Consider the following 25,378-nt stretch of genomic DNA (forward strand, 5'->3'; position numbering starts at 1 on the left):
AGCCGATGCCGCCCACCAGGCATGCGGCAAGCATGACCAGCGGTACCGGCAGCATGTTGGAGCCGTTCAGCCACAGGCTGGCAATCGCACCGTAGAGTCCGCCGCCCAGGAAGAGCGCGGTGCCCGAGATGGCGTTGGCGACCCCGTGGCCGCGGGTGAACAGCGACTGGTAGTCCGCCATCACGTTGGGGGTGATCATGGCGCCTGCGCCAAGTACCACCAGCATGCCGGGAATCAGGGTGGCGGCGCTGATCGTGCCAGTGAGGCCCAGCCCCAGCAGCCAGGTGATGCCGGTCAGCTGGACGCTCAATGCCAGCTTGACCAGCGTGCGCGTGCGCAGGTGCTTGAGGCCGAGGTGATTGAGACGGTTGCCGACGAACATCGCGACCACATTGGCGCCGAAGGCCAGCGCGAACTGCGGCGGTGTCATCCCGAGTAGCCCTTGATACAGGTAGCTGGCATTGGTGATGAAGGTGAACATGATGCCGGGCCCGCACAGGATCAGCATCAGGTGCCCCGGGACTCCCCGGGTGGTGAGGACGTCGCCATAGCTGCGCAGCACGTTGCGTGGTCTGAAGGGCGTGCGCTCGCTGGCGGGGTGGGTCTCCGGCAGCCAGCGATGGATGATCAGACCGACTATCAGCCCGTAGACTCCCAGCGTGAAGAAGATCGTCGTCCAGTGGCTCAGCGAGATCACCAGGGCGCCCAGGGACGGCGCTATCAGTGGCGCCGTCATCAGTACCATGGTCACGTTGGTCATCAGGCGCGCGGCGTCCTTGCCGGTCGCGACGTCTCTCACCACGGTGCGCGAGACACCGCCGGTCATGCCGGTGGCGATGCCCTGAAGCACTCGCCAGACCAGCAGCCAGTGGAAGTCTCGTGTCAGTGCGCAACCGAGTCCGGCGACGAGAAACAGCACGAAACCACTCAGGGCGACGGGGCGGCGCCCGAGACTGTCGGACAGCGGGCCACCGCCCAGCTGACCCATCGCGTAGCCGAAGAAGAACATGGTGATGGTCAGGCCGATGCGATGCTCGTCCACACCGAAGTCGCCTGCCATGGAAGGCATGGCGGGTAGATAGGCGTCGGTCGCCAGAGGCGCGAGCGCCACCATCAGTGCCAGCATCAGCGTGAAGCGTGCGGGGTGGTGGTGCAGGACAGTCGTCGTCAGGTGCGCGTGGTGCGCGAGGCCTGCCAACAGCGTGCCGAGGTGATCTGGTTGTCCTTGACCTGCTGGATCTCGATGCGGGTCGTGCCGATGGCCAGACTGGCTGGCGCATCCGGGAAGGATTCCAGGTGCTCGAGGATCAGACCATTGAGCGTCTTGGGGCCATCGGTCGGCAGCTGCCAGCCGATGGCCTTGTTGATCTCGCGGATGTTGGCGGTACCCTCGATCACGTAGCTGCCGTTGTCCTGAGGATGGATTTCCTGATGAGTGCCGGCCACGTCGGTGGTGAACTCGCCGACGATCTCCTCGAGGATATCCTCCAAGGTCGCCAGCCCCTGCACATCGCCATACTCGTCGACCACGATGCCGATGCGGCGCTTCTGCTTCTGGAAATTGAGCAGCTGGGTATGCAGCGGGGTGGATTCCGGGATGAAGTAGGGCTCGCGGGCCTCCTGGATGATGGAGGCCTTGGTGACCTCGTCCAGTGACAGGAAACGGGCCGCATTGCGCAGGTGCAGGATGCCGATGATGTTGTTGATGTCACCCTTGTAGATCGGCACTCGTGTGTGCTGACTGGCGCGGATATGACTGAGAATGATGTCGAGATCATCATCGAGGTCGATACCGAAGATTTCCTGACGCGGCACCATGATGTCATCGACGGTAACGTTCTCGAGGTCGAGGATCGACAGCAGCATGCCCTGGTGACGGCGCGGGATCATGCTGCCAGCCTCGTGGACCACGGTGCGCAGCTCGTCACGGGTCAGGCTGTCGGCCCCGCCGCTGACATCGCGAACGCCGAACAGGCGCAGCAGGCCATTGGAAATGCCATTGACCAGCCAGACCAGCGGATAGAGCAGCTTGAGCATGGGTTCGAGAATCACCGACGCCGGATAGGCGATACGCTCGGGATTCACGGCGGCCATGGTCTTGGGCGTCACTTCGGCGAAGATCAGCACCACGATGGTGAGGACGGCAGTGGAGATGGCAGGGCCGGAGACATCACCGAAGTAATGGATGGCAATGATGGTGGCCAGAGACGCTGCCAGATTGTTGACGAAGTTGTTGCCGATCAGGATGACGCCGATCAGACGGTCCGGGCGAGATAGCAGGCGGGTGACGCGCTTGGCGCCGCGCTCACCGCTCTTCTCGCGGTGGCTCAGGCGATAGCGGTTGATCGACATCATGCCGGTCTCGGAGCTCGAGAAGAAGGCAGACAGGAAGATCAGGATGACCAGCAGGCCGAACAGCAGCCCCAGCGGGGTGTCGTCGCTCAAGAGTGAAGGGTCCTCGGTGGCGGATTTACGCGCATGATACTGCTGCCGTGACGGCAATGCACCAGCTGCTGCGGGTGCTGCCCGTCACGACAGCGACGCTCAGTGGGAAAACACGACCTGCAGGGCGAACTTGGTGCCGAAGAAGGCCAGCGCCAGCACCAGGCAGCCGCCCAGCGTCCAGCGCGCCGCGCGCTGTCCGCGCCAGCCCAGGACATGATGGCCGAACAGCAGCACGGCGAAGATCACCCAGGCGCCGAAGCTCAGGACCGTCTTGTGCGCGAGGTGCTGGGCGAACAGGTTGTCGAGGTAGATCATGCCGCTGAGAATCGACACGCTGAGCAGGATCATTCCGGCCCAGATCAGCTCGAACAGTGCGCGCTCCATGCTGGTCAGCGCGGGCAGTACCTGGACGATGCCGCGGGTGTGACGCTTCTTCAGCGCATGCTGCTGCAATGACAGCAGACCGGCCTGCATGGCCGAGATGCTGAAGAAGGCCAGTGCCGCCACCGAGGTGAGGATGTGGGCGATGAGCCCCGCGGAAAGTGGATTCTCGGTATTGGCGCTGGGAAGATTCATCACGCCAAGGACGCAGATGGCCGCCACGGGGAAGAGGGCAGCACCGCCGGCAATCACCGGCTTGAGCATGCTGGCCAGGATCAGCAGCAGGCTGATGGCCCAGCTGACCAGCGAGGCGCTCTCGAACAGTCCGAGGTGCAGCTCGCCGCCATGGCTGATGGTGAGCCAGACGATCACGGCATGGCAGGCGACGGCTACCAGTGCCAGGCCGCGTACCAGACGTGGTCTGGACGGTACCCGGCGGATGAGCGTCAGGCCCTGCCACAGGCCGGCGCCGAGATAGAAGATGATGGCCAGAAAGGCAAAGGGCAGAGCCTGCATGTGCTGTTGTCCAGGTGCCGAGGATGTACGAGGAGGCAGGTCCTGTACGAGACGCTGCCTATATGATGTGACTATACCGAATGCACTCATGTGATTGCATCCACCATGGAGACAGACCCGCCCTGTGCGTATAATGCGCCACAGGATGAGCGGCCCCCAGACGTCCCTAGCCGGAGAGGCCCATGTTTCAAAGTTTGAGTGATCGCCTGTCGCAGACGCTGAAGTCGATTACCGGCCAGGCCAAGCTGACGGAAGACAACATCAAGGACACGCTGCGTGAAGTGCGCCGTGCGTTGCTTGAGGCGGATGTCGCACTGCCGGTGGTCAAGGCCTTCATCGACCGCGTGCGCGAGCGTGCCGTCGGTCAGGAAGTGTCCAAGAGCCTGTCGCCGGGTCAGCAGTTCGTCAAGATCGTCCAGCAGGAGCTGGAAGCGATCATGGGCGAAGCCAATGAAGGTCTGGTGCTCAAGGGCAGCCCGGCCGTCATTCTGATGGCGGGTCTGCAGGGTGCGGGCAAGACGACCACCGTCGCCAAGCTGGCGCGTTATCTGCGTGAGCGCGAGAAGAAGAAGGTGCTGGTGGTCTCGGCGGACGTCTATCGTCCGGCCGCCATCGACCAGCTGGAAACGCTGGCCAGGGAAGTCGAGGTGGATTTCTTCCCCTCCGACTCCTCCCAGCAGCCTGTCGCCATCGCTGAAGCGGCGATGAAGCACGCGCGTATCCAGTTCCACGACGTGGTGCTGGTGGATACCGCCGGCCGTCTGCATGTCGATGCCGACATGATGGACGAGATCGCGGCGCTGCATCGCAGCGTCAATCCTGATGAGACGCTGTTCGTCGTCGATGCGATGACCGGTCAGGATGCCGCCAATACCGCCAAGGCCTTCCATGAAGCCCTGCCGCTGACCGGTGTCGTGCTGACCAAGGCCGATGGTGATGCGCGTGGTGGTGCGGCGCTGTCCGTTCGCCACATCACCGGCAAGCCGATCAAGTTCATGGGGATGGGGGAGAAGGTCGATGCCCTCGAGCCCTTCCACCCGGACCGCATCGCCTCGCGTATCCTCGGCATGGGCGACATGCTGTCGCTGATCGAGGAAGCCGAGCGCAGCGTCGACAAGACCAAGGCCGAGCAGCTGGCCAAGAAGGTCCAGAAAGGCTCGGGCTTCGATCTCGAGGACTTCCGCGATCAGCTTCAGCAGCTCAAGAACATGGGTGGCATGGGCAGCCTGATGTCCAAGCTGCCGGGCATGGGGCAGCTGGCGGAAGTCGCCCAGAGCCAGGCCAGCGAGAAGGAGCTGGGCAAGCTCGAGGCGATGATCAACTCCATGACACCCAAGGAGCGTCGCAACCCGGATCTCATCAATGGCTCGCGCAAGCGTCGCATCTGCATGGGCTCCGGTACCCAGGTGCCGGACCTCAATCGTCTGCTCAAGCAGCACAAGCAGATGGCCAAGATGATGAAGAAGGCCGGCAAGAAAGGTGGCATGCAGAAGATGATGCGTGGCATGTCCGGCATGATGGGCGGCGGCGGTCCCGGTGGCATGGGTGGCCCCGGTGGCATGGGTGGCCCCGGCGGCATGGGAGGCATGGGTGGCCCGGGCGGCGAATGCTGGAGGCATGGGTGAGTCCCGGGCAAGGCTCGGACGCTTCCCGCCGTCAGGATCTCGAGGCGTCAGAGTCACGAATCGCGCCCCGTGACACGGCTCGTGTCGCGGGGCGCGCGTATGGCCATGGAAAAAGGTTTCCAAGGCTTGGCATTTTCCGTAGAATGTCGCCTCTTCGTGTGGACCCTCCATGCGAAGCCGAGTTCTGTGGCACGATTTTCACTTCAACACGAAGGACAGATTACGCAATGGTTACCATTCGTCTGGCACGTGGTGGCGCCAAGAAGCGTCCCTTCTACCACCTGGCTGTAGCTGATTCCCGCACAGCCCGTGATGGCCGCTTCATCGAGCGCGTCGGCTTCTTCAACCCGGTCGCTCGCGGCCAGGAAGAGCGTCTGCGCATCGATCTCGAGCGCATCGCTCACTGGCAGCAGCAGGGCGCACAGGTCTCTGACCGTGTCGCTCAGCTGATCAAGGAAGCTGGCAAGCAGCAGGCTTGATTTCCAGGATGCCTACTCACTCGAACAACCCGCAGCCGACCGCACACACCTCGCATGGCGATGATGTGGTGGTCATGGGGAAGCTTACCAGCCCCTATGGCGTGAAAGGCTGGCTCAAGGTGTACTCCTACACCAGCCCGATCGATGGCATCTTCGACTATGCCGGCTGGATCCTGAAGCTTGACGGGAAGCAGATTCCCGCGCGACTTGCCCAGGCACGTCGTCATGGCAAGGGTCTGGTGGCGCAGCTGGAAGGTGTCGACGATCGCGAAGCGGCGCAGGCGCTGGCCGGGGCGGAGATTCTCCTGCCCAAGCAGCAACTGCCGCAGCTCGAGGTGGGTGAGTACTACTGGCATCAACTGGAAGGTCTCGAGGTGGTGACGCTGGATGGCCAGCGCCTCGGACAAGTGAACACCCTGATGGAAACCGGTGCCAACGACGTTCTGGTGATCAAGCCGAACGACGACAGCATCGATGAGAAGGAACGGCTCGTGCCGTACCTGCCCGATCAGGTGGTTCGCGATGTGGATCTCGTCAATGGACGCATGAGCGTCGATTGGGATCCCGAATTCTGATGAAAAGCACAGAGAGCTGACGCCTGTGTGGATTGGTGTAGTAAGTCTGTTTCCGGAAATGTTCACGGCGATCACCGCCAGTGGCGTGACCGGCCGAGCGGTCGACAAGGGCCTGCTCGAGGTCGATTTCTGGAACCCGCGTGACTACGCCACCGACAGGCACCGTACGGTCGATGATCGTCCCTACGGCGGTGGTCCCGGCATGTTGATGAAGGTCGAGACCCTGCGAGGCGCCATTCGTGACGCCCGTGCCGCTGGCGGTGACGACGCCCGCGTGATCTATCTCTCCCCGCAAGGCCGCAAGCTGGATCAGGCCGGTGCCCGCGAACTGGCGACGAATGAGCGCCTGATCGTGGTGGCCGGACGCTATGAAGGCATTGACGAACGCGTGGTGGAAGAGGAGATCGACGAGGAATGGTCGATCGGCGATTACGTCCTGTCTGGCGGTGAGCTGCCAGCCATGGTCCTGATCGATACGGTAGCGCGCCTGGTGCCGGGCGTACTCGGGCATGAAGCCAGTGCGGAGGAGGATTCCTTCACCGACGGCCTGCTCGATTGTCCGCACTACACTCGCCCCGAAGTCATCGACGGCAAGCGAGTGCCGGAAGTGCTGCTCAGTGGCAATCATGCCCTGATCAAGCGCTGGCGGTTGCAACAGTCTCTGGGACGTACCTGGCTCAGGCGTCCGGATCTGCTGGAGAGCCGCACGTTGACTCGTGAGGAGCGCAAGCTGCTTGACGAGTTCATCGCGCAGCACGCCCGGAAAGGCAAGGCCTGACCTTCGCGGACCTCGCGTTCGCCGTCAGGAGAAGGCCGCCACCGTGGCGGAGGTGCGGCACGGCCCGGAGTCATCTTGCGGGAGCCCCGTGGCGCGTCACACACAAGGTCGATCCCCGTGTTCAAGGCCGTTTGCGGTGCCGGGGTCATGACGAACATCAGCCTCAGGGTTGATGCTAACGAATTTGGAGCTAGCGATGAGCAGCAAGAACAAACTGATCCAGGCGATCGAAAACGAGCAGATGGCCAAGGAAATCCCGGCCTTTGCACCGGGCGACACCATCGTCGTCCAGGTCAAGGTCGTCGAAGGTACCCGCGAGCGTCTGCAGGCCTTCGAAGGCGTGGTGATCGGCAAGCGTAACCGCGGTCTGAACTCCGCCTTCACCGTCCGCAAGATCTCCCACGGTGTGGGCGTCGAGCGTACTTTCCAGACTTACAGCCCGCAGGTTGCTGCCATCGACGTCAAGCGTCGTGGTGACGTCCGTCAGGCCAAGCTGTACTACCTCCGTGAGCGTAGCGGCAAGTCTGCACGCATCAAGGAAAAGCTGGGCTAAGCGCTCCGCATTCCCTGACTGCAGAACTCGGCAGTACGGCGGAGGAGCGAATTGCCACTTGCTCCTCCGCCACACAAAGACCCCGCCATGCCTCGCATGGCGGGGTCTTTGTGTCTGTGGATGAGGGAAAGTTGCCGCAGTGACCGTCGGATTCATTTCAACGTCAGGGCGTCACGGTAGAATCATCGGGAAGGAGGAAGCAGGCATGAAGGATGACGAGACGCTGGTCGCGGCATTTCTCGATACGTTGTGGCTGGAGCGCGGCGCCAGTGACAACACGCTTGGTGCCTATCGAAGTGACCTCGAGAGCTGGCAGCGGTGGTTGCTGGAGCAGCAGGAGTCCGGAGGCGAAGCCACGCCATTGCTGGAGGCGACCCCTGTGCAGGTGCAGGCATTCTGTGACTCACGACGTGAATCGCATGCGCTGCGCTCCACCGCGCGACTGTTGTCTGCGTTGCGGCGGTTCTATCGCTGGGCACTGGCCGAGGGCATGATCGAGGCGGATCCCGTGCATGAGGTGCGCCTTCCCCGCGTGATCCCCAGCCTGCCTGGCACGCTCGACGAGGAGGAAGTCGAGCGCCTGCTGGAGGCGCCGGATCTCGAGACGGCCATCGGCCTGCGCGACCGTACCATGCTGGAGGTGCTCTATGGCGCGGGATTGCGCATCAGTGAACTGGTCGGTCTGCGGGTCGATGCGCTCAATCTGCGCCAGGGCGTGGTCAGAGTGATCGGCAAGGGCGATCGCGAGCGGCTGGTGCCGTTGGGCGAGGAGGCCTGTGACTGGCTGTCACGCTGGCTGTCGGCTGGCCGACCTGCGATGATGGCCGACCAGACGCGCCCGGCGCTGTTTCCCGGTCGGCATGACAAGGCCATGACGCGGCAGACCTTCTGGCACCGCATCCGGCGCCACGCCGTCACGGCCGGTATCGACAAGCCCCTGTCACCGCATACCCTGCGCCACGCCTTTGCGACGCACCTGCTCAATCATGGTGCCAACCTGCGTGTCGTGCAGCTGTTGCTGGGTCATCGTGATCTATCCACGACCCAGATCTATACCCATGTGGCTCAGGCGCGTCTGGAACGCCTGCACGCCGAACATCATCCGCGTGGTTGATACCAGGCACTTCGCCCCGCGGACGCCAAGGAGAGTCTGATGAGCAAGTTCACCCGCCGCCCGCAGCGCCTGCCACAGGCGTTGCGTCTGTTGAGCGCTGCTACCCTGCTGAGCGTGATGGCACCGCTCGCCCAGGCTGACGCGCTGGATGATCTGCGTGACAAGCTGGTAGTCAATGGCCAGCCGTTGCCGGTGGAGTCGCTGGCTTCCAGTCCGATCGAGGGTCTCTTCGAGGTGAAGCTCACCAGCGGCGAGACCTTCTTCACCGATGCGACGGGCAAGCACCTGATCGTGGGGGAAATGTACCGCAACGACGGTGACAAGGGGCTGGTGAATCTCAGCGAGCAGAAGGCCAATGGCGAGCGCCAGAAGCTGCTGGCCGAGGTCAGTGAGGACGACATGGTCATCTTCCGCCCGGCGGGTGAGGTCAAGGCGGTGATCAGCGTCTTCACTGACACCACCTGCCCCTATTGCCGCAAGCTGCATGAGGAAGTGCCGGAGCTCAATGCGCGTGGTGTCGAAGTGCGTTATCTGGCCTTCCCGCGTGGCGGTCTGCGCTCGCAGGGCGCACGCGAGCTGGCTCAGGTATGGTGTGCCGAGAATCGCACCGAGGCGATGAATCAGATCAAGAATCAGAGGCAGGCGCCCAAGCAGGAAGCCAGCTGTGATGCCCCGGTGGAAAGCCAGTATCAGCTCGGTACGCGCATGGGCGTGCAGGGCACACCGGCCATCGTGATGCCGGATGGCAAGATGGTGCCGGGCTATCTGCCGGTGGATCGCCTGACCACCATGTTGGGACTGGATGGCTGATGGTGTGACGCCTCAGAGTGGCTGCGCGTTGACAGGGCGTCCTGCCTTGCTACCGTGGTCACGAAAGACACAGACGCGAGCTGTCTGGATAATAGACCGACGACAGGTCGGCAAGGCCATGGCGCTCCGGCGCGGCCTCCAAGGCTGGATACCGTAACAAGAGAGGAAAGCGACGTTGAAACCGGTGAAAGTAGGAATCTGTGGTCTGGGTACCGTAGGCGGCGGCACGTTCAACGTGCTGGTACGCAATGCCGATGAGATTGCGCGTCGTGCTGGACGCCCGATTATCGTCGAACAGGTTGGCGCTCGTCGTGACAACCCTGACTGCGATATCACCGGCGTCAGCCGCACGCATGACATCTTCGAGGTCGCGCGCAACCCCGAGATCGATGTGCTGGTCGAACTGATCGGTGGCTATGACGTGGCCTATGAGTTGGTGATGGAAGCGATCGCCAACGGCAAGCATGTCGTGACCGCCAACAAGGCGCTGATCGCCGTGCACGGCAACGAGATCTTCCGCGCCGCAGCCGAGAAAGGGGTGATGGTGGCCTTCGAGGCAGCGGTCGCCGGTGGCATCCCGGTCATCAAGTCCCTGCGGGAAGGCCTGGGCGCCAACCGTATCCAGTGGCTGGCCGGCATCATCAACGGCACCGGCAACTTCATTCTCAGCGCGATGCGCGATGAAGGCCGCAGTTTCGATGACGTGCTGGCCGAGGCGCAGGCGCTGGGCTATGCCGAAGCGGACCCGACCTTCGACGTTGAAGGCATCGATGCCGCCCACAAGCTGACCATCCTGGCCTCCATCGCCTTCGGCGTGCCGCTGCAGTTCGACAAGGCCTACACCGAAGGCATCTCGCGCATCACGGCCGATGACATCGAGCAGGCCGACAACCTGGGCTATATCATCAAGCACCTGGGGATCACCCGCGCCACGGCCAAGGGCCTTGAGCTGCGCGTGCATCCGACGCTGATTCCCAAGGAGCGCCTGCTGGCCAACGTGCATGGCGTCAAGAATGCCATCGAGGTGATGGGCGATGCAGTGGGCCCCACCCTCTACTATGGTGCCGGCGCCGGTGCCGAGCCGACGGCCTCTGCCGTCGTGGCGGATCTGCTCGATGTGGCGCGCGATATCGCCACCGACCACCGCTACCGCGTGCCGTATCTGGCCTTCGCTGAAATCAATCAGCACGGTGACACCCTGCCGATCCTGCCGATGGAAGAGATCGAGACGGCCTGCTACCTGCGTCTGCATGCGGTGGATCGTCCGGGGGTCCTGGCGCGTGTCGCGTCGATTCTCTCCGAACAGGGTATCTCCATCGAGGCGATCATCCAGAAGGAGGCCACCGAAGGCGAGCTGGTGCCGATCATTCTGCTCACGCACCGCGCGCGCGAACTGCACATGAACGAAGCGATTCGCCAGCTGGAAGCGCTGGTGGATGTCGCCGGTTCCGTGGTGCGCATTCGCGTCGAGGATCTCGACGACAACGCCTGATCGCGGGCAAATGGTACCGGGTCATCGAGGTAGATGGCTCGGTACCGCTGGGCAGCCGGCGCAGGCCGGAAGAGCAAGAATCATAACGGTGGCGAACGCCACGGGAAGACACGACATGCGTTATATCTCCACGCGCGGCCAGGCGCCGGCGCTCGGTTTTGAAGATGTGGTCCTCACGGGGCTTGCCAGCGATGGTGGCCTGTATGTGCCGGAAACCCTGCCGCAGTTCAGTGCCGAAGAACTGACGGCGATGGCTGGTGAGTCCTATGCGGAAATCGCCTTCCGTGTCATGAAGCCCTTCGTCGATGGTGCCATCGATGACGAGACCTTCCGTGAACTCGTGCGCGAGACCTACGCGACCTTCAGTCACGATGCGGTCGTGCCACTCAATCAGCTCGACAGCAACCATTACCTGCTGGAGCTGTTCCACGGCCCGACGCTGGCCTTCAAGGATGTCGCGCTGCAGCTGCTGGGTCGCCTGCTCGATCACTTCCTCGCCAAGCGTGGCGAGCGAGCGGTGATCATGGGCGCGACCTCCGGTGATACCGGTTCTGCCGCCATCGAGGGCTGCCGTGCCTGCGATCACGTGGATATCTTCATCCTGCATCCGCACAACCGCGTCTCCGAAGTACAGCGCCGCCAGATGACCTCCGTGCTGGCGCCCAACGTCTTCAACGTCGCCATCGAAGGCAACTTCGACGATGCCCAGGCGATGGTGAAGGCCAGCTTCGCCGACCAGGATTTCCTGGATGGCACGCGTCTGGTCGCGGTCAACTCGATCAACTGGGCGCGCATCATGGCTCAGACCGTCTACTACGTGGCCGCCGGTGTGGCGCTGGGCGCTCCGGCGCGTCAGGTCAGCTTCACGGTGCCGTCGGCCAACTTCGGCAACATCTTTGCCGGCTATCTGGCCTCGCGCATGGGGCTGCCGGTACGTCAGCTGGTGATCGCCACCAACGCCAACGACATCCTGCATCGCACCATCTCCTCCAACGACTTCTCGCGTCAGGAGCTGAAGGCGACGCTGGCACCGTCAATGGATATCGTGGTGTCCTCCAACTTCGAGCGTCTGCTGTTCGAAGCCTATGGCCGTGATGGTCAGGCGATCCGTGAACTGCTCGAGCACTTCTCGCGCGAACCGGCGGCGCTGGCAGATGCCCCGCTGGCCAGGCTGCGTGAGCTGTTCTCCAGCCACAGTGTCGACGACGAGACGATTCTCGAAGTCATCCGTGAAGCGCATCAGCGCACCGGCGAGATCCTCGATCCGCATACGGCGACAGGCTATCGCGCGGCAGAAGTCTGCCGGACGGATACCGCGACGCCGATGATCACGCTGGCGACGGCGCATCCGGCCAAGTTCGCCGAAGCGGTGGCGCGTGCTGGTTTCGCGGGTGTCGATCTGCCGCCACATCTGCATGACCTGCTGGAGCGCGAAGAGCGCTACAGCGTGCTGCCGGCCGAACTGGCCGCCGTGCAGGACTTCGTGCGCGAGAATCGCCGCGGGTGATCGCATCAACGACGGCTCAGGCCTCCGGGGCTGAGTCGTCGTCCTTCTTTCATGGCCGTCATTTTCGCAGTCCGCTGTCGAAATGACGGCCATGTCGTTTGTCAGGAGTTCTTCATGTCTGTCACTCCCTCCTTGTCACCCTCCTTGGCACAAGGCACCGCATCGCGCCCTGATGAGCGTACGCTGGCGGCCAGCATCGCGCGGGTCATCCAGCCTCGCGTCAGAGATGAGCGCCTCTACCAGCAGGGGATCGCGACGGGGCTCAGCGAACTGCAGGCACGAGTACTGGCAGGGCGGTTGACGCTGGAGAGCTGCAAGGCGCCGCTGGAGGCGCTGGTCACGCCGGCGCTCCGGCATATCGAGCATCCCGAGCGGCTGGCGGATGGCCGGCGGGCGGCAGAGCGCATCGCGCGTGCTGTCGCCGAGGGTGAGCATATCGGCATCCTCACGGACTATGACGTGGACGGCATCACCTCGCATGTGGTGATGCTGCGCACGCTGACGGAGCTGTTCGATGTGCCCTACGACCGGGTGCACAGTCTGATCGGTCATCGCATCCACGATGGTTACGGCATCAGTCTGCCGCTGGTCGAGCGCATCATGACATTGTCGCCGCGCCCGAGCCTGATCGTCACCGCGGATTGTGGTTCCAGTGATGAGGCGCGCCTGGCGCTGCTCAAGGAAGCGGGGATAGAGGTCGTGGTGACGGATCACCATGCGCTGCCTCAGGAAGGGCCGCCGGCTTCCGCCTACGCGACCGTCAATCCGACACGTGACGATTGTGCCTATCCGGATGCGACCATCGCCGGTTGCATGGTGGCCTGGTTGACCATGTCATTGACGCGCAATGTGCTGATCGAGCAAGGCAGATTGCCGGGGGATGCACCCAAGTTGTCGCCATGGCTGTCATATGTGGCGCTGGGGACGGTGGCGGACTGTGTGTCACTGGGGGGCAGTGCGATCAATCGTGCGGTGGTCAATCTGGGTCTGACGTTGATCAATCGCATGCAGGAGCCCTGCTGGCGAGCCATGGCAGAGCGGCTCGGGGCCGATAGCGTGCCCTTCGATGCCGAGACGCTGGCCTTCCAGATGGGGCCGCGCATCAATGCCCGCTCACGACTGGATGATCCTTACGCCGCACTGCATTTCATGCTGGCGCGTGGAGATGAGGCTGCTCAGCGCGCGCTGGAGGTGCTCGATCAGGACAATCAGTCGCGCAAGGCGATCGAAGCCGAGATGGTGGAGTCGGCGCGCGCCTTGGCGCTCGCCTCGTTGCGGGAAGGGCATCAGGTGATCGTGGTGCATCTGGAAGATGGACACCCGGGAGTGCAGGGCATTGTCGCTTCACGTCTCGTGCAGCAGTTCGGGCGTCCGACCGTCGTGCTGACACCAGCCGCGGTGCCCGGCATGTTGACCGGGTCCGGGCGCTCCATCGAAGGATTGCATCTGCGGGATGCGTTGCAGCGAGCGCATGACCTGGCACCGCAGTGTCTGCCGCGTTTCGGTGGGCACAGAGGTGCGGCAGGGGTGGGCTTGCCCCTGGCGGAGAAGGATACCTTCACTCGTGCTCTGCAACAGGCGGCCGCGGAGCAATTGGGTGAAAGGGCGCTCAACCCCTTGATTCTCAGTGATGGTGAACTGGCAGAAGGGCAGTTGAGCCTGGAGACCCTGGATGAACTCGAGCGTCTGGCGCCCTTCGGGCGTGAGTTCGAGGCGCCTCTCTTCGAGGGCAGTTTCCTGGTCGAGAGTCTGCGACCAGTAGGTGCCGATGGCACACATCTGTCGCTTGAGCTCTCGCTCGGGCGTACACGCCTCAAGGCGATCTGGTTCCGGGCGCTGTCGCCGGGGGAATCGCCGGCATTCGGCGTGGGGGCCGCTCTGAAGTGTGCTTACAAGCTGTCGCGCAATCGCTGGCGGGGGAGAGAATCGCTGCAGCTGATGCTGGAGCATGCCGTACCAGCATGAGCGTGCTTGAATGAATTGCGGTATCTGGCCAGAAAGCCCTTGTGCTCAGCCCGGATCGTGCGTAAAGTACGCATCCGCTGCCGGGGACGCATGGCGTTACCAGCGGTGAAAGAGGTTTGCAGGTGGTTGTTTTGTTTGATGTTTTTGAAGTCCGCTTCCAAATCATCAGTTGACAATCCCGGGCGATTCGCTAGAATACGCCGCACTCCTTACGGAACAGGTGATCGAGCAACGCTCCTCACCGCTTGATGATGCTTAGAGGCAGTCGATTGACTCATCATCAAGTGCTTGACTTCTCAAGCGTTCCGGATAGAATATGCCTCCTCGCTTAACAGCGACGCTCTTTAAAAATTTGATCAGGTAATTCGTGTGAGCGCTTGCCGATGAGTGGTGACAAGGTCACCAAATATCGGAGCAAGCCTCTCACGAGAAGTTTGACTCTGAACCAAGTTTGGTCTGCTTAACAGACTATCAAGCTTTCAACTGAAGAGTTTGATCATGGCTCAGATTGAACGCTGGCGGCAGGCTTAACACATGCAAGTCGAGCGGAAACGATTCTAGCTTGCTAGAAGGCGTCGAGCGGCGGACGGGTGAGTAATGCATGGGAATCTGCCCGATAGTGGGGGACAACCTGGGGAAACTCAGGCTAATACCGCATACGTCCTACGGGAGAAAGCAGGGGATCTTCGGACCTTGCGCTATCGGATGAGCCCATGTCGGATTAGCTTGTTGGTGAGGTAACGGCTCACCAAGGCGACGATCCGTAGCTGGTCTGAGAGGATGATCAGCCACACTGGGACTGAGACACGGCCCAGACTCCTACGGGAGGCAGCAGTGGGGAATATTGGACAATGGGCGAAAGCCTGATCCAGCCATGCCGCGTGTGTGAAGAAGGCCTTCGGGTTGTAAAGCACTTTCAGCGAGGAAGAACGCTTCGGGATTAATACTCCCGAGGAAAGACATCACTCGCAGAAGAAGCACCGGCTAACTCCGTGCCAGCAGCCGCGGTAATACGGAGGGTGCAAGCGTTAATCGGAATTACTGGGCGTAAAGCGCGCGTAGGTGGCTAAGTCAGCCAGGTGTGAAAGCCCCGGGCTCAACCTGGGAACGGCATCTGGAACTGCTTGGCTAGAGTGCAGGAGAGGAAGGTAGAATTCCCGGTGTAGCGGTGAAATGCGTAGAGATCGGGAGGAATACCAGTGGCGAAGGCGGCCTTCTGGACTGACACTGACACTGAGGTGCGAAAGCGTGGGTAGCAAACAGGATTAGATACCCTGGTAGTCCACGCCGTAAACGATGTCAACTAGCCGTTGGGTCCCTTGAGGACTTAGTGGCGCAGCTAACGCAATAAGTTGACCGCCTGGGGAGTACGGCCGCAAGGTTAAAACTCAAATGAATTGACGGGGGCCCGCACAAGCGGTGGAGCATGTGGTTTAATTCGATGCAACGCGAAGAACCTTACCTACCCTTGACATCCAGAGGACTTTCCAGAGATGGATTGGTGCCTTCGGGAACTCTGAGACAGGTGCTGCATGGCTGTCGTCAGCTCGTGTTGTGAAATGTTGGGTTAAGTCCCGTAACGAGCGCAACCCCTATCCTTATTTGCCAGCGAGTAATGTCGGGAACTCTAAGGAGACTGCCGGTGACAAACCGGAGGAAGGTGGGGACGACGTCAAGTCATCATGGCCCTTACGGGTAGGGCTACACACGTGCTACAATGGCAAGTACAAAGGGTTGCAATACGGCGACGTGGAGCCAATCCCATAAAGCTTGCCTCAGTCCGGATTGGAGTCTGCAACTCGACTCCATGAAGTCGGAATCGCTAGTAATCGTGGATCAGAATGCCACGGTGAATACGTTCCCGGGCCTTGTACACACCGCCCGTCACACCATGGGAGTGGACTGCACCAGAAGTGGTTAGCCTAACCTTCGGGAGGGCGATCACCACGGTGTGGTTCATGACTGGGGTGAAGTCGTAACAAGGTAGCCCTAGGGGAACCTGGGGCTGGATCACCTCCTTATCGACACTGTCTACTGCTCGCGGCAAGTGCTCACAACGAATTACCTGATCTTATTGCTGGCTTAGCCAGCAGTGGCAAGCGTGCTCGACAGAGCGCGCTTCTCACTGTTCTCTGAACAGCCGCTCTTTAACAATGTGAATCATGCTGACGATGGAATGTGCGCCAAGCACATCTCCATCAAAACGATATGTCGGAGAGGTCCGACAGATTCGTAATCCTTGACAGACCCCTTGGGGTTATATGGTCAAGCGATTAAGCGCATACGGTGGATGCCTTGGCAGCCAGAGGCGATGAAGGACGTGATAGCCTGCGATAAGCGTTGGCGAGGTGGCAAATACCCTGCGACCCAACGATTTCCGAATGGGGAAACCCACTCACCATCAGGTGAGTATCTATAGGCCAATACATAACCTATAGAGGCAAACCCGGGGAACTGAAACATCTAAGTACCCGGAGGAAAAGAAATCAACCGAGATTCCCCAAGTAGCGGCGAGCGAACGGGGACCAGCCCTTAAGCGATACAACTGACAGACGAACAAGCTGGGAAGCTTGACGATACAGGGTGATAGTCCCGTAGTCGAAGTCTGAGTATCGTGAAATCGAGTAGGTCGGGGCACGAGAAACCTTGACTGAACATGGGGGGACCATCCTCCAAGGCTAAATACTCCTGGCTGACCGATAGTGAACCAGTACCGTGAGGGAAAGGCGAAAAGAACCCCGGCGAGGGGAGTGAAATAGATCCTGAAACCGTATGCGTACAAGCAGTGGGAGCACCTTCGTGGTGTGACCGCGTACCTTTTGTATAATGGGTCAGCGACTTATATTCTGTGGCGAGCTTAACCGTATAGGGGAGGCGTAGCGAAAGCGAGTCTTAACTGGGCGACCAGTCGCAGGGTATAGACCCGAAACCGGGCGATCTATCCATGGCCAGGGTGAAGATTGAGTAACATCAATTGGAGGCCCGAACCCAAGTATGTTGAAAAATGCTGGGATGAGCTGTGGATCGGAGTGAAAGGCTAATCAAGCCCGGAGATAGCTGGTTCTCCTCGAAAGCTATTTAGGTAGCGCCTCACGTATCACCGCTGGGGGTAGAGCACTGTTTCGGCTAGGGGGTCATCCCGACTTACCAACCCGAGGCAAACTCCGAATACCAGTGAGTGCAGCGTGGGAGACACACAGCGGGTGCTAACGTCCGTTGTGAAAAGGGAAACAACCCAGACCGTCAGCTAAGGTCCCAAAATCCTGATTAAGTGGGAAACGATGTGGGAAGGCTCAGACAGCTAGGAGGTTGGCTTAGAAGCAGCCATCCTTTAAAGAAAGCGTAATAGCTCACTAGTCGAGTCGGCCTGCGCGGAAGATATAACGGGGCTAAATCAGGTACCGAAGCTACGGGTTCATCCTAGTCTGCTGGAGGTATCACGAGTGCGAATGCTGACATGAGTAACGATAAGGGGAGTGAAAAACTCCCCCGCCGGAAGACCAAGGTTTTCTGTTCTACGTTAATCGGAGCAGAGTGAGTCGGCCCCTAAGGCGAGGCGGAAACGCGTAGTCGATGGGAAACGGGTTAATATTCCCGTACCGGATGTGGTTGCGATGGGGGGACGAAGAAGGCTAGGTGAGCCAGGCGTTGGTTGTCCTGGTGAAAGCATGTAGGCCGAGGAATCAGGCAAATCCGGTTCCTCTGAGGTCGAGATGCGAGACGAACTGACCACGGTCAGGAAGTCATCGATGCCACGCTTCCAGGAAAAGCCTCTAAGCTTCAGATCACATGCGACCGTACCCCAAACCGACACAGGTGGTCAGGTAGAGAATACCAAGGCGCTTGAGAGAACTCGGGTGAAGGAACTAGGCAAAATGGCACCGTAACTTCGGGAGAAGGTGCACCGGTTCGAGTGAAGGACTTGCTCCGTAAGCTCCTTACCGGTCGAAGATACCAGGTGGCTGCAACTGTTTATTAAAAACACAGCACTCTGCAAACGCGCAAGCGGACGTATAGGGTGTGACGCCTGCCCGGTGCCGGAAGGTTAATTGATGGGGTTAGGATTCGTCCGAAGCTCTTGATCGAAGCCCCGGTAAACGGCGGCCGTAACTATAACGGTCCTAAGGTAGCGAAATTCCTTGTCGGGTAAGTTCCGACCTGCACGAATGGCGTAATGATGGCCACGCTGTCTCCACCCGAGACTCAGTGAAATTGAAATCGCAGTGAAGATGCTGTGTACCCGCGGCTAGACGGAAAGACCCCGTGAACCTTTACTATAGCTTTACACTGGATGCTGATGTTGTCTGTGTAGGATAGCTGGGAGGCTTTGAAACCACGTCGCCAGATGCGGTGGAGCCAACCTTGAAATACCAGCCTGACATCATTGGCGTTCTAACTCAGGTCCGTTATCCGGATCGAGGACAGTGTATGGTGGGTAGTTTGACTGGGGCGGTCTCCTCCTAAAGAGTAACGGAGGAGCACGAAGGTACCCTCAGCACGGTTGGAAATCGTGCATTGAGTGCAAGAGCATAAGGGTGCTTGACTGCGAGACAGACACGTCGAGCAGGTACGAAAGTAGGTTCTAGTGATCCGGTGGTTCTGTATGGAAGGGCCATCGCTCAACGGATAAAAGGTACTCCGGGGATAACAGGCTGATACCGCCCAAGAGTTCACATCGACGGCGGTGTTTGGCACCTCGATGTCGGCTCATCACATCCTGGGGCTGAAGTCGGTCCCAAGGGTATGGCTGTTCGCCATTTAAAGTGGTACGCGAGCTGGGTTTAGAACGTCGTGAGACAGTTCGGTCCCTATCTGCCGTGGGCGTCGGAAGTTTGAGAAGAGCTGCTCCTAGTACGAGAGGACCGGAGTGGACGAACCTCTGGTGTTCGGGTTGTCATGCCAATGGCATTGCCCGGTAGCTACGTTCGGACGGGATAACCGCTGAAAGCATCTAAGCGGGAAGCCCCCTTCAAGATGAGACTTCCCTGAGGCCTTGCGCCTCCTGAAGGGCCCTTGAAGACTACAAGGTTGATAGGCTGGGTGTGGAAGCACAGCAATGTGTTGAGCTAACCAGTACTAATTGCCCGTGAGGCTTGACCATATAACACCCAAGGGGTTTGCTTAGGCAAACACCATAGCGAGCGTGAACCACCCGATCCCATGCCGAACTCGGAAGTGAAACCGCTTAGCGCCGATGGTAGTGTGGAGTTTCTCCATGTGAGAGTAGGTCATCGTCAGGCACTTATACCTGAACCGCCCCTGCAGCCTCATGCTGCAGGGGCGGTTCTCTTTGTGCGTGAAAAAGATCCTCGTCAGGCACTTATACTGAACCGCCCCTGCAGCCCAGCTGCAGGGGCGGTTCTCTTTGTGCGCAGGAAAAAGTCGTGCTCGGAGAGGTACACGCTACGGATCGGTGGCAGAGCCGTGGTTCATGACCTGGCCAGCCAGAACCACCAGACGATGGCAGCGATCAGGCCAAGCCCTATCAAATTGACGAGTATGCAGATCATGCTGACTCTCCTTGTGGCATGGTGGAAGAATTTCCTGTGCTGTCCGTACGTGACCGAGCTGCCCCCGGGGGAGTGAACCCCCGCAGGCGGTTGGCGTTCGTCACGACCGTCACGGAAGACAGTGACATGGCCAGCCCGGCGATCACCGGCGACAACAGCATGCCGGTGAAGGGATAGAGAATGCCTGCCGCAATCGGAATGCCGATCAGGTTGTAGCCGAAGGCACCCACCAGGTTCTGCTTGATGTTGCGCAGCGTGGCCTGGCTGATTGCGATCGCGTCCGCGACCCCTGCCAGGGAGGGCTGCATCAGCGTGATGCCGGCCGTCTCGATGGCGACATCAGTACCTTCACCCATCGCGAAGCCGACATCGGCCAGCGCCAGCGCCGGCGCATCATTGATGCCGTCGCCGACCATTCCCACCACATGGCCTTCCTGTTGGAGGCGGGCGATCTCATCGTGCTTGTCATCCGGTGAGACGCCGGCACGATAGTCATCGATCCCGGTCTCACGGGCCACGGCAGCGGCCGTGTGATGATTGTCACCGGTCAGCATGATCACCTTGAGGCCAACGGCATGCAGGCGAGCGATGGCGTCGCGGCTATCGTCACGCAGCGGGTCGGCCAGCCCGAAGACGGCGATCAATGCATTGTCACGTGCCATCAGGATCACGGTGCGGGCATTGTCTTCCAGCGACGTGATCTGCTCACTCAGCGGTGCAAGGCTGATACCTGCATCCTCCAGCATGGCAGCGTTGCCCATGCGCCAGGTGCGGCCTGCATCGTCCTGAGCCTGAATGCCGCGCCCGCTGATGGTCTGGTAGTCATTGAAGGCCTTGCTGCGCGAGGCCTCGGGACGCTGTGCTTCGATATGTGCCAGCAGCGCGGTGGCCAGGGGGTGCTCGGAGCCCCGCTCCAGGGCATGGGCGGCATCCAGCACCTCCTGCTCGCTTTCCCCCGAGACCCGATGCGTTTCAGTGACTTCCGGCTTGCCGCGCGTCAGGGTACCGGTCTTGTCGACCACGAGTGCGGTCAAGCGACTGGCGGTCTGCAGTGCCTCACCGCTGCGCACCAGCACGCCATGTTCCGCTGCCTTGCCGACCCCGATCATGGTCGAGATCGGCGTCGCCAGACCCAGTGCACAGGGGCAGGCGATGACGAGAACCGCCGTCGCGACCACCAGCATATGCACGCCAGTCGGGGCGGGCCCGACGTTGAACCAGAGAAGCGCCGCGACAATGGCGATGATCATCACGCTGGGCACGAATACGCCGGAGATGGTATCGGCCAGCCGTCCGATCGGGGGGCGCGAGTTCTGCGCCTGACGCACCTGACTGATGATGCGGCCCAGGCGTGTCTCGCTGCCAATGCGCTCGACCTCGAAGACCAGACTGCCACGCGTGTTGAGCGTGCCGGCAGCCACGTCATCGCCGACACCACGTGAGACAGCCAGTGGCTCACCGCTCAACATCGATTCATCGATGTGGCTCTGTCCTTCGATCACCTTGCCATCCACCGGGATGCGCTCACCGGGGCGAATGCGCACGTGGTCACCGCTGCGTACGTCGTTGACATCGATCTCGCGCTCTTCGCCCTCGCGAATGACCCGAGCGGTACGGGTCTGCAGATCCAGCAGCGCGCGCAGTGCTTTCTGTGTACGCCCGCGGGCTCTGACCTCCAGTGCCTGACCAAGACTGATCAGGCCGATGATCATGGTCGAGGCTTCGAAGTAGAGGCCACGAGCCGCCTGAGGCACCGTCTCGGGGAAGATCAGCACGCCCATGGAATAGAGCCATGCCGCTCCGGTACCGAGTGCCACCAGCGTGTCCATGTTGGCCTGATGATGGGTGAAGGCCTTCCAGGCGCTGGTGAAGAAGCTGCGTCCTGCGGTGGCGAGCACACCCAGCACCGCGACCCCGATGGCCAGCCACACTCCACGTTCGAGACCTTCGAAGCCGGGATGATGGAAGAACATGCTGATCATCAGCGGGATACCGATGCCAAGTGACAGCACGCTGTCACGGATGCGAGAGCGATATTCCTGGTCAGCCTCTTCCTGCTGTTGCGCGTCATTGGCGCCCGGGTCTTTCACCACGCTGGCCCCATATCCCACGTCTTCGATGGCCGCGATGATCTCGGTGGTCGCAAGCTGGCTTTTGACCTGTGCCGTGCGCGAAGCGAAGTTGACCTCAGCATGTTCCACGCCATCCAGGCCATCCAGTGTCTTCTGGATAGTGGCGACACAGCTGGCGCAGGTAATGCCGGACAGCGAGAGCTCAAGACTTCCGCTATCCGTCGGCCCTCGATCAGGCAGCACACGCTGTTGCCATCCGGCACGCCGTCCGGCATGTCCTGCCAGCTCTCCATGGCATGCTCCATGCGCTCTGCCAGGGCTTCCAGCTCGCGGATGCGCTCACGCACTCGGGGCAGATGTTCCTTGAGCAGGTCTCTCACCATGGGGCAGGGGGAGTCATGCTGGTCAGCCTGCTGCAGAATCTGCTTGATATCGGCAAGGCTGAAGCCCAACTGGCGTGCCTGACTGATGAACTTGAGACGTACCAGCGCCTGCTCATCGAAGCGCTGGTAGTTGTTGACGGGATCGCGCCGGGCCGTGATCAGGCCCTGGCGGGTGTAATGGCGAACGGTTTCGGCGGTGACGTTTCCTTCGCGGGCCAGTTCAGCGACTTTCATTGCATCATCTCCTCGTGATCAAGAGTGGCGGAGAGAGCATTCGGCTGCCCTGAAGGTCTATCGGCAGCCAATGTTCCGTGAATGATCCTCAGTGTAAGACCTATGTGCAGGACATAGGTCAAGCGACCCACTACATACGAAAAACCTGATGTTCGACCAATAGGCTAGAGAGGAAGGCTGACAGTGCAGACATGAATGAAAGTTCCCCAAATACTAGAAATCTCCCTATTCAAACAAACGTTCGCCCTTGACTTGAACGGGCGACTCGCCCAAAACGTAGGTGTCAGGGCTATGCATCAACGAACGATAACAACAACATGCAGCTCTCCAAGCCACCTGCAATGGGACGCCATCCATAATGAAAAACAAGATGAACAAACTCACCCTCGGGGTCGCGCTGGCAGCGGCTGCCACGGCTTATGCCGGTGGCGTTCACGCGGGGGCCTTCCAGCTCAACGAGCAGAGCGTCAGCACTCAGGGGACGTCCTTCGCCGGGCGCGCCTCGAATGCCAACGATGCTTCCACCGTCTTCGGCAACCCGGCTGGCATGTCCTTCCTGGATCGCGCCCAGATCACCGGTGGGGTGACCTATCTGGACGTCAATACCGATATTGATGTCGCCAGCGCGAATGATGCACTCGGTCGGCCAGTCTCTGGCGGAGATGACGGCGACATGGTGCCGGGGGCGGCAGTGCCTTCCTTCTATTACGTGCAACCGATGAACGATCAGGTCGCGCTGGGCTTCGGGGTCTATGCGCCCTTTGGTGTGATCACCGATTATGGCTCTGATTTCCGTGGCCGTTATTTCGCCAATTACAGTGAAGTCGAGGTGGTCACCGCCCAGCCAACCATCTCCTACCGCATCAATGACAAGTGGGCCATCGGCGCCGGTGTGACCTACAACAGCATCAAGGGTGAGCTGACGTCGAATACTGTCGATGTCGGCGCAGGGGATGGCAAGGTCAAGATCAAGGGCGACGATGCCGCCTGGGGCTACAACGTCGGGGTCATCTTCCAGCCAGTGGAAAGTACCCGTCTCGGTCTGTCCTATCGCTCCAAGGTCGACTACAGCCTGGAAGGCGAGGCCAAGTACAACAATGTCTTCACTGGCACGGGCTTCGCGAATACCGAGCAGGATGCGTCGCTGGACGTGACCTTGCCGGAAAGCATCGACTTCTCCGTGACGCACAAGCTGGATGATCGCTGGACGCTGATGGCGGGCGTGACCTGGGTGCACTGGAGCCGCTTCGACGAGATCGCGGTGGAAGTCGACAACATGAACGACATCGTCGAGGAGCAGGGCTACGAGGACAGCTGGCAGTATGCGGTCGGTCTGAGCTATCAGCTCAATCCGCAGTGGGTGCTGCGTACCGGCATGGCCTTCGATGACAGCCCGACCGTGGATGAGCATCGCAGCGCGCGTATCCCGTCCGGGGATCGCACCATCTTCTCGCTGGGGGCCGGCTGGACGCCGATGCCGGAGCTGACCATCGACATGGCCTACACCTACCTGTGGGAAGAGACGGCCACCGTCAGCCTGAGCGAGCCCAACCGTGGGACCTATGAAGCTGATTACGAGAATGAAGCGCATGGCTTCGGTCTCGGCGCGACCTATCGCTTCTGAGTACGTAAGCAGCTGAAACGCTGAGCGGATCTCAGGACAACCAATACAACAACCAATACAGAAACGCCCGGTCATATGACCGGGCGTTTTTTGTTGCCCCTGCCGGAGGCCATCCGGCAGGGGCGGGACCATCGCCTCAGCGCGAGCATCGGCGGTCCGTCACCAGCGTCTGACATGACGATCAGAAGTCGTAGCGTGCCAGGAACATCAGCTGGTCCCGGTCAGCACTGTACTCGCTGCCGTCTGACTGGCGGCTGTTGTCGAAGCGGTACTCGGTGGCCAGCGTCAGGTCCTTGACCCGCCAGGCCGCGCCCAGGATCTGATAGGCGTAGCGGGCTTCGCTGTCGGTGTCTTCCAGGTGGTTCAGGCCGCCATAGAGCTCGACGCTGTCATCGCCCCAGATGACCTCCTTGAACTTGTAATTGACCACGAATTCCGCGCCGCGCGCCTTGTCGACGAAGGCTTCCGAGGAGTCCAGGGTGCTGCCGGCGATATGGTTGCGATATTCCCCGCCGACGAGCGCGATGTACCAGTTGCCCGGCGACCAGTGACCGCCGAGCAACCAGGCATCGACATCGCCGTTCTCGCTGTTGCCGCTCTCGTAGTCGCTCAGCTCCGTATGGTGGAAGACCCCGCCCACCGTGACGTCCTCGTTCGGATGCCAGTTGAGCGCGGCTTCATAGCTGTAGTCGCGCTCATAGCCTGAGTACTCGGTCTCGGTGGTGAAGACGCCGTCCTCGAAGAGCGAGGTCTCGTTGCTGTGCTGGCCATCATGACTGAGCTGGTAGAGCAGGCCGACGGTGAACTCTCCGAAACCCTTCTTCCAGTACAGCGAGTTGTCCGGGCGTCCCGTGCCATGCAGACCACCATCTCCGCTGCGGCCTTCGAAGGTACCGGACGCCTCGCCACCATTGATCCAGAACCAGTCGGTGTTGACGGCCACCATGTCGTACCAGGGGCCATACTGCTTGCCGACCGTGAAGCTGCCCCATTTCTCGTGTGCCGCCCCAGCGTAGAGCATGCGCTTGTAGTGAGCATTGGTGCCATCCTTGAACCAGGGGTCGAAGCCCCATTCGGCCCGGATGATCGAGCTCCAGCCTTGCTGGAACTGATGCTCGTGGATCAGGCGAATCCGCGAGCCACCGTTGTAGATCTCATCGTGTGCGCCATCCTGGATCACGGCAAACGCCGCCAGGCGGCCACTGAACTCGACGCGGTCGGTATCCGTCTTGTAGACCTCGATGGCCTGAGCCATGGGGCTCATGCTCAGCAGTCCCGTGCCGAGCAGGGCTGCGCCAATCGCGTGACGCAGACG

General features: G+C 60.8%; 15 protein-coding genes, 3 rRNA genes and 2 pseudogenes. 14 read left to right on the forward strand and 6 right to left on the reverse strand.

The window, feature by feature from the left end; translation table 11 throughout:
- Positions 1-10: 10 nt before the first annotated feature.
- From CU110_RS16430 to ccsA, 3 genes and pseudogenes are all read right to left on the reverse strand, one after another.
- Positions 11-1,198 (reverse strand): annotated as a pseudogene (locus CU110_RS16430) (multidrug effflux MFS transporter); the annotation flags it as partial.
- The gene (locus CU110_RS01265) at positions 1,168-2,445 is read right to left on the reverse strand and encodes an HlyC/CorC family transporter (RefSeq protein ID WP_077373614.1); all 1,278 of its coding nucleotides are present in this window, start codon (positions 2,443-2,445) and stop codon (positions 1,168-1,170) included. The pseudogene CU110_RS16430 and the gene CU110_RS01265, both read right to left, overlap by 31 nt.
- A 99-nt stretch (positions 2,446-2,544) precedes the next feature.
- Positions 2,545-3,342 (reverse strand): cytochrome c biogenesis protein CcsA, encoded by a 798-nt coding sequence (gene ccsA, locus CU110_RS01270; protein WP_084207790.1) that lies wholly within the window; start codon positions 3,340-3,342, stop codon positions 2,545-2,547.
- Between the two features lie 182 nt (positions 3,343-3,524).
- Here ccsA and ffh point away from each other — a divergent pair, with 182 nt between their 5' ends.
- The 13 genes from ffh (at position 3,525) to rrf (ending at position 19,477) form a co-directional block, all read left to right on the forward strand.
- A complete protein-coding gene (gene ffh / locus CU110_RS01275; protein ID WP_127734374.1) occupies positions 3,525-4,967 on the forward strand; it encodes a signal recognition particle protein in 1,443 nt (480 codons plus the stop codon).
- Between the two features lie 227 nt (positions 4,968-5,194).
- Entirely contained in the window at positions 5,195-5,446 is a 252-nt protein-coding gene (rpsP, locus tag CU110_RS01280; protein WP_065392604.1) for a 30S ribosomal protein S16, read from the forward strand.
- A gap of 8 nt (positions 5,447-5,454) precedes the next feature.
- A complete protein-coding gene (gene rimM / locus CU110_RS01285; RefSeq protein WP_065392605.1) occupies positions 5,455-6,021 on the forward strand; it encodes a ribosome maturation factor RimM in 567 nt (188 codons plus the stop codon).
- Positions 6,022-6,046: 25 nt separating this feature from the next.
- On the forward strand, positions 6,047-6,799 hold the full coding sequence (gene trmD, locus CU110_RS01290; RefSeq protein WP_065392606.1) for a tRNA (guanosine(37)-N1)-methyltransferase TrmD: 753 nt from the start codon (positions 6,047-6,049) through the stop codon (positions 6,797-6,799).
- 196 nt (positions 6,800-6,995) lie between these two features.
- On the forward strand, positions 6,996-7,352 hold the full coding sequence (rplS, locus tag CU110_RS01295) for a 50S ribosomal protein L19 (RefSeq protein WP_043336437.1): 357 nt from the start codon (positions 6,996-6,998) through the stop codon (positions 7,350-7,352).
- A 205-nt stretch (positions 7,353-7,557) separates the two neighbouring features.
- The gene (gene xerD, locus CU110_RS01300) at positions 7,558-8,466 is read left to right on the forward strand and encodes a site-specific tyrosine recombinase XerD (protein ID WP_077373623.1); all 909 of its coding nucleotides are present in this window, start codon (positions 7,558-7,560) and stop codon (positions 8,464-8,466) included.
- Between the two features lie 39 nt (positions 8,467-8,505).
- Positions 8,506-9,276, forward strand: a complete 771-nt coding sequence (locus CU110_RS01305; RefSeq protein WP_077373626.1) for a DsbC family protein — start codon at positions 8,506-8,508, stop codon at positions 9,274-9,276.
- A 175-nt stretch (positions 9,277-9,451) separates the two neighbouring features.
- Positions 9,452-10,768, forward strand: coding sequence for a homoserine dehydrogenase (locus tag CU110_RS01310; protein WP_077373629.1), 1,317 nt, complete (start codon positions 9,452-9,454; stop codon positions 10,766-10,768).
- 115 nt (positions 10,769-10,883) lie between these two features.
- Positions 10,884-12,275, forward strand: coding sequence for a threonine synthase (thrC, locus tag CU110_RS01315; RefSeq protein WP_084207791.1), 1,392 nt, complete (start codon positions 10,884-10,886; stop codon positions 12,273-12,275).
- A gap of 114 nt (positions 12,276-12,389) precedes the next feature.
- The gene (locus CU110_RS01320; protein ID WP_084207792.1) at positions 12,390-14,240 is read left to right on the forward strand and encodes a DHHA1 domain-containing protein; all 1,851 of its coding nucleotides are present in this window, start codon (positions 12,390-12,392) and stop codon (positions 14,238-14,240) included.
- Between the two features lie 480 nt (positions 14,241-14,720).
- Positions 14,721-16,261, forward strand: a 16S ribosomal RNA gene (locus tag CU110_RS01325).
- Positions 16,262-16,503: 242 nt separating this feature from the next.
- A 23S ribosomal RNA gene (locus CU110_RS01330) occupies positions 16,504-19,341 on the forward strand.
- A gap of 23 nt (positions 19,342-19,364) precedes the next feature.
- A 5S ribosomal RNA gene (rrf, locus tag CU110_RS01335) occupies positions 19,365-19,477 on the forward strand.
- Together the 16S, 23S and 5S rRNA genes form the textbook arrangement of a ribosomal RNA operon.
- 269 nt (positions 19,478-19,746) lie before the next feature.
- On the opposite strand, the gene CU110_RS01340 is transcribed toward rrf, so the two are convergent.
- Together CU110_RS01340 and CU110_RS01345 are read right to left on the reverse strand one after the other, a co-directional pair.
- A complete protein-coding gene (locus CU110_RS01340; RefSeq protein WP_240665436.1) occupies positions 19,747-22,065 on the reverse strand; it encodes a heavy metal translocating P-type ATPase in 2,319 nt (772 codons plus the stop codon).
- Positions 22,050-22,439, reverse strand: a pseudogene (locus tag CU110_RS01345) (MerR family DNA-binding protein); the annotation flags it as partial. The gene CU110_RS01340 and the pseudogene CU110_RS01345, both read right to left, overlap by 16 nt.
- Before the next feature lie 370 nt (positions 22,440-22,809).
- Here CU110_RS01345 and CU110_RS01350 point away from each other — a divergent pair.
- Positions 22,810-24,063, forward strand: coding sequence for an outer membrane protein transport protein (locus CU110_RS01350; protein WP_240499638.1), 1,254 nt, complete (start codon positions 22,810-22,812; stop codon positions 24,061-24,063).
- A 181-nt stretch (positions 24,064-24,244) separates the two neighbouring features.
- Here CU110_RS01350 and CU110_RS01355 read toward each other — a convergent pair whose 3' ends face one another.
- Positions 24,245-25,327, reverse strand: a complete 1,083-nt coding sequence (locus tag CU110_RS01355; protein ID WP_164850244.1) for a porin — start codon at positions 25,325-25,327, stop codon at positions 24,245-24,247.
- Between the last annotated feature and the right edge of the window lie 51 nt (positions 25,328-25,378).

Source organism: Cobetia sp. ICG0124 (assembly GCF_004006355.1).
GTDB lineage: Bacteria > Pseudomonadota > Gammaproteobacteria > Pseudomonadales > Halomonadaceae > Cobetia > Cobetia marina.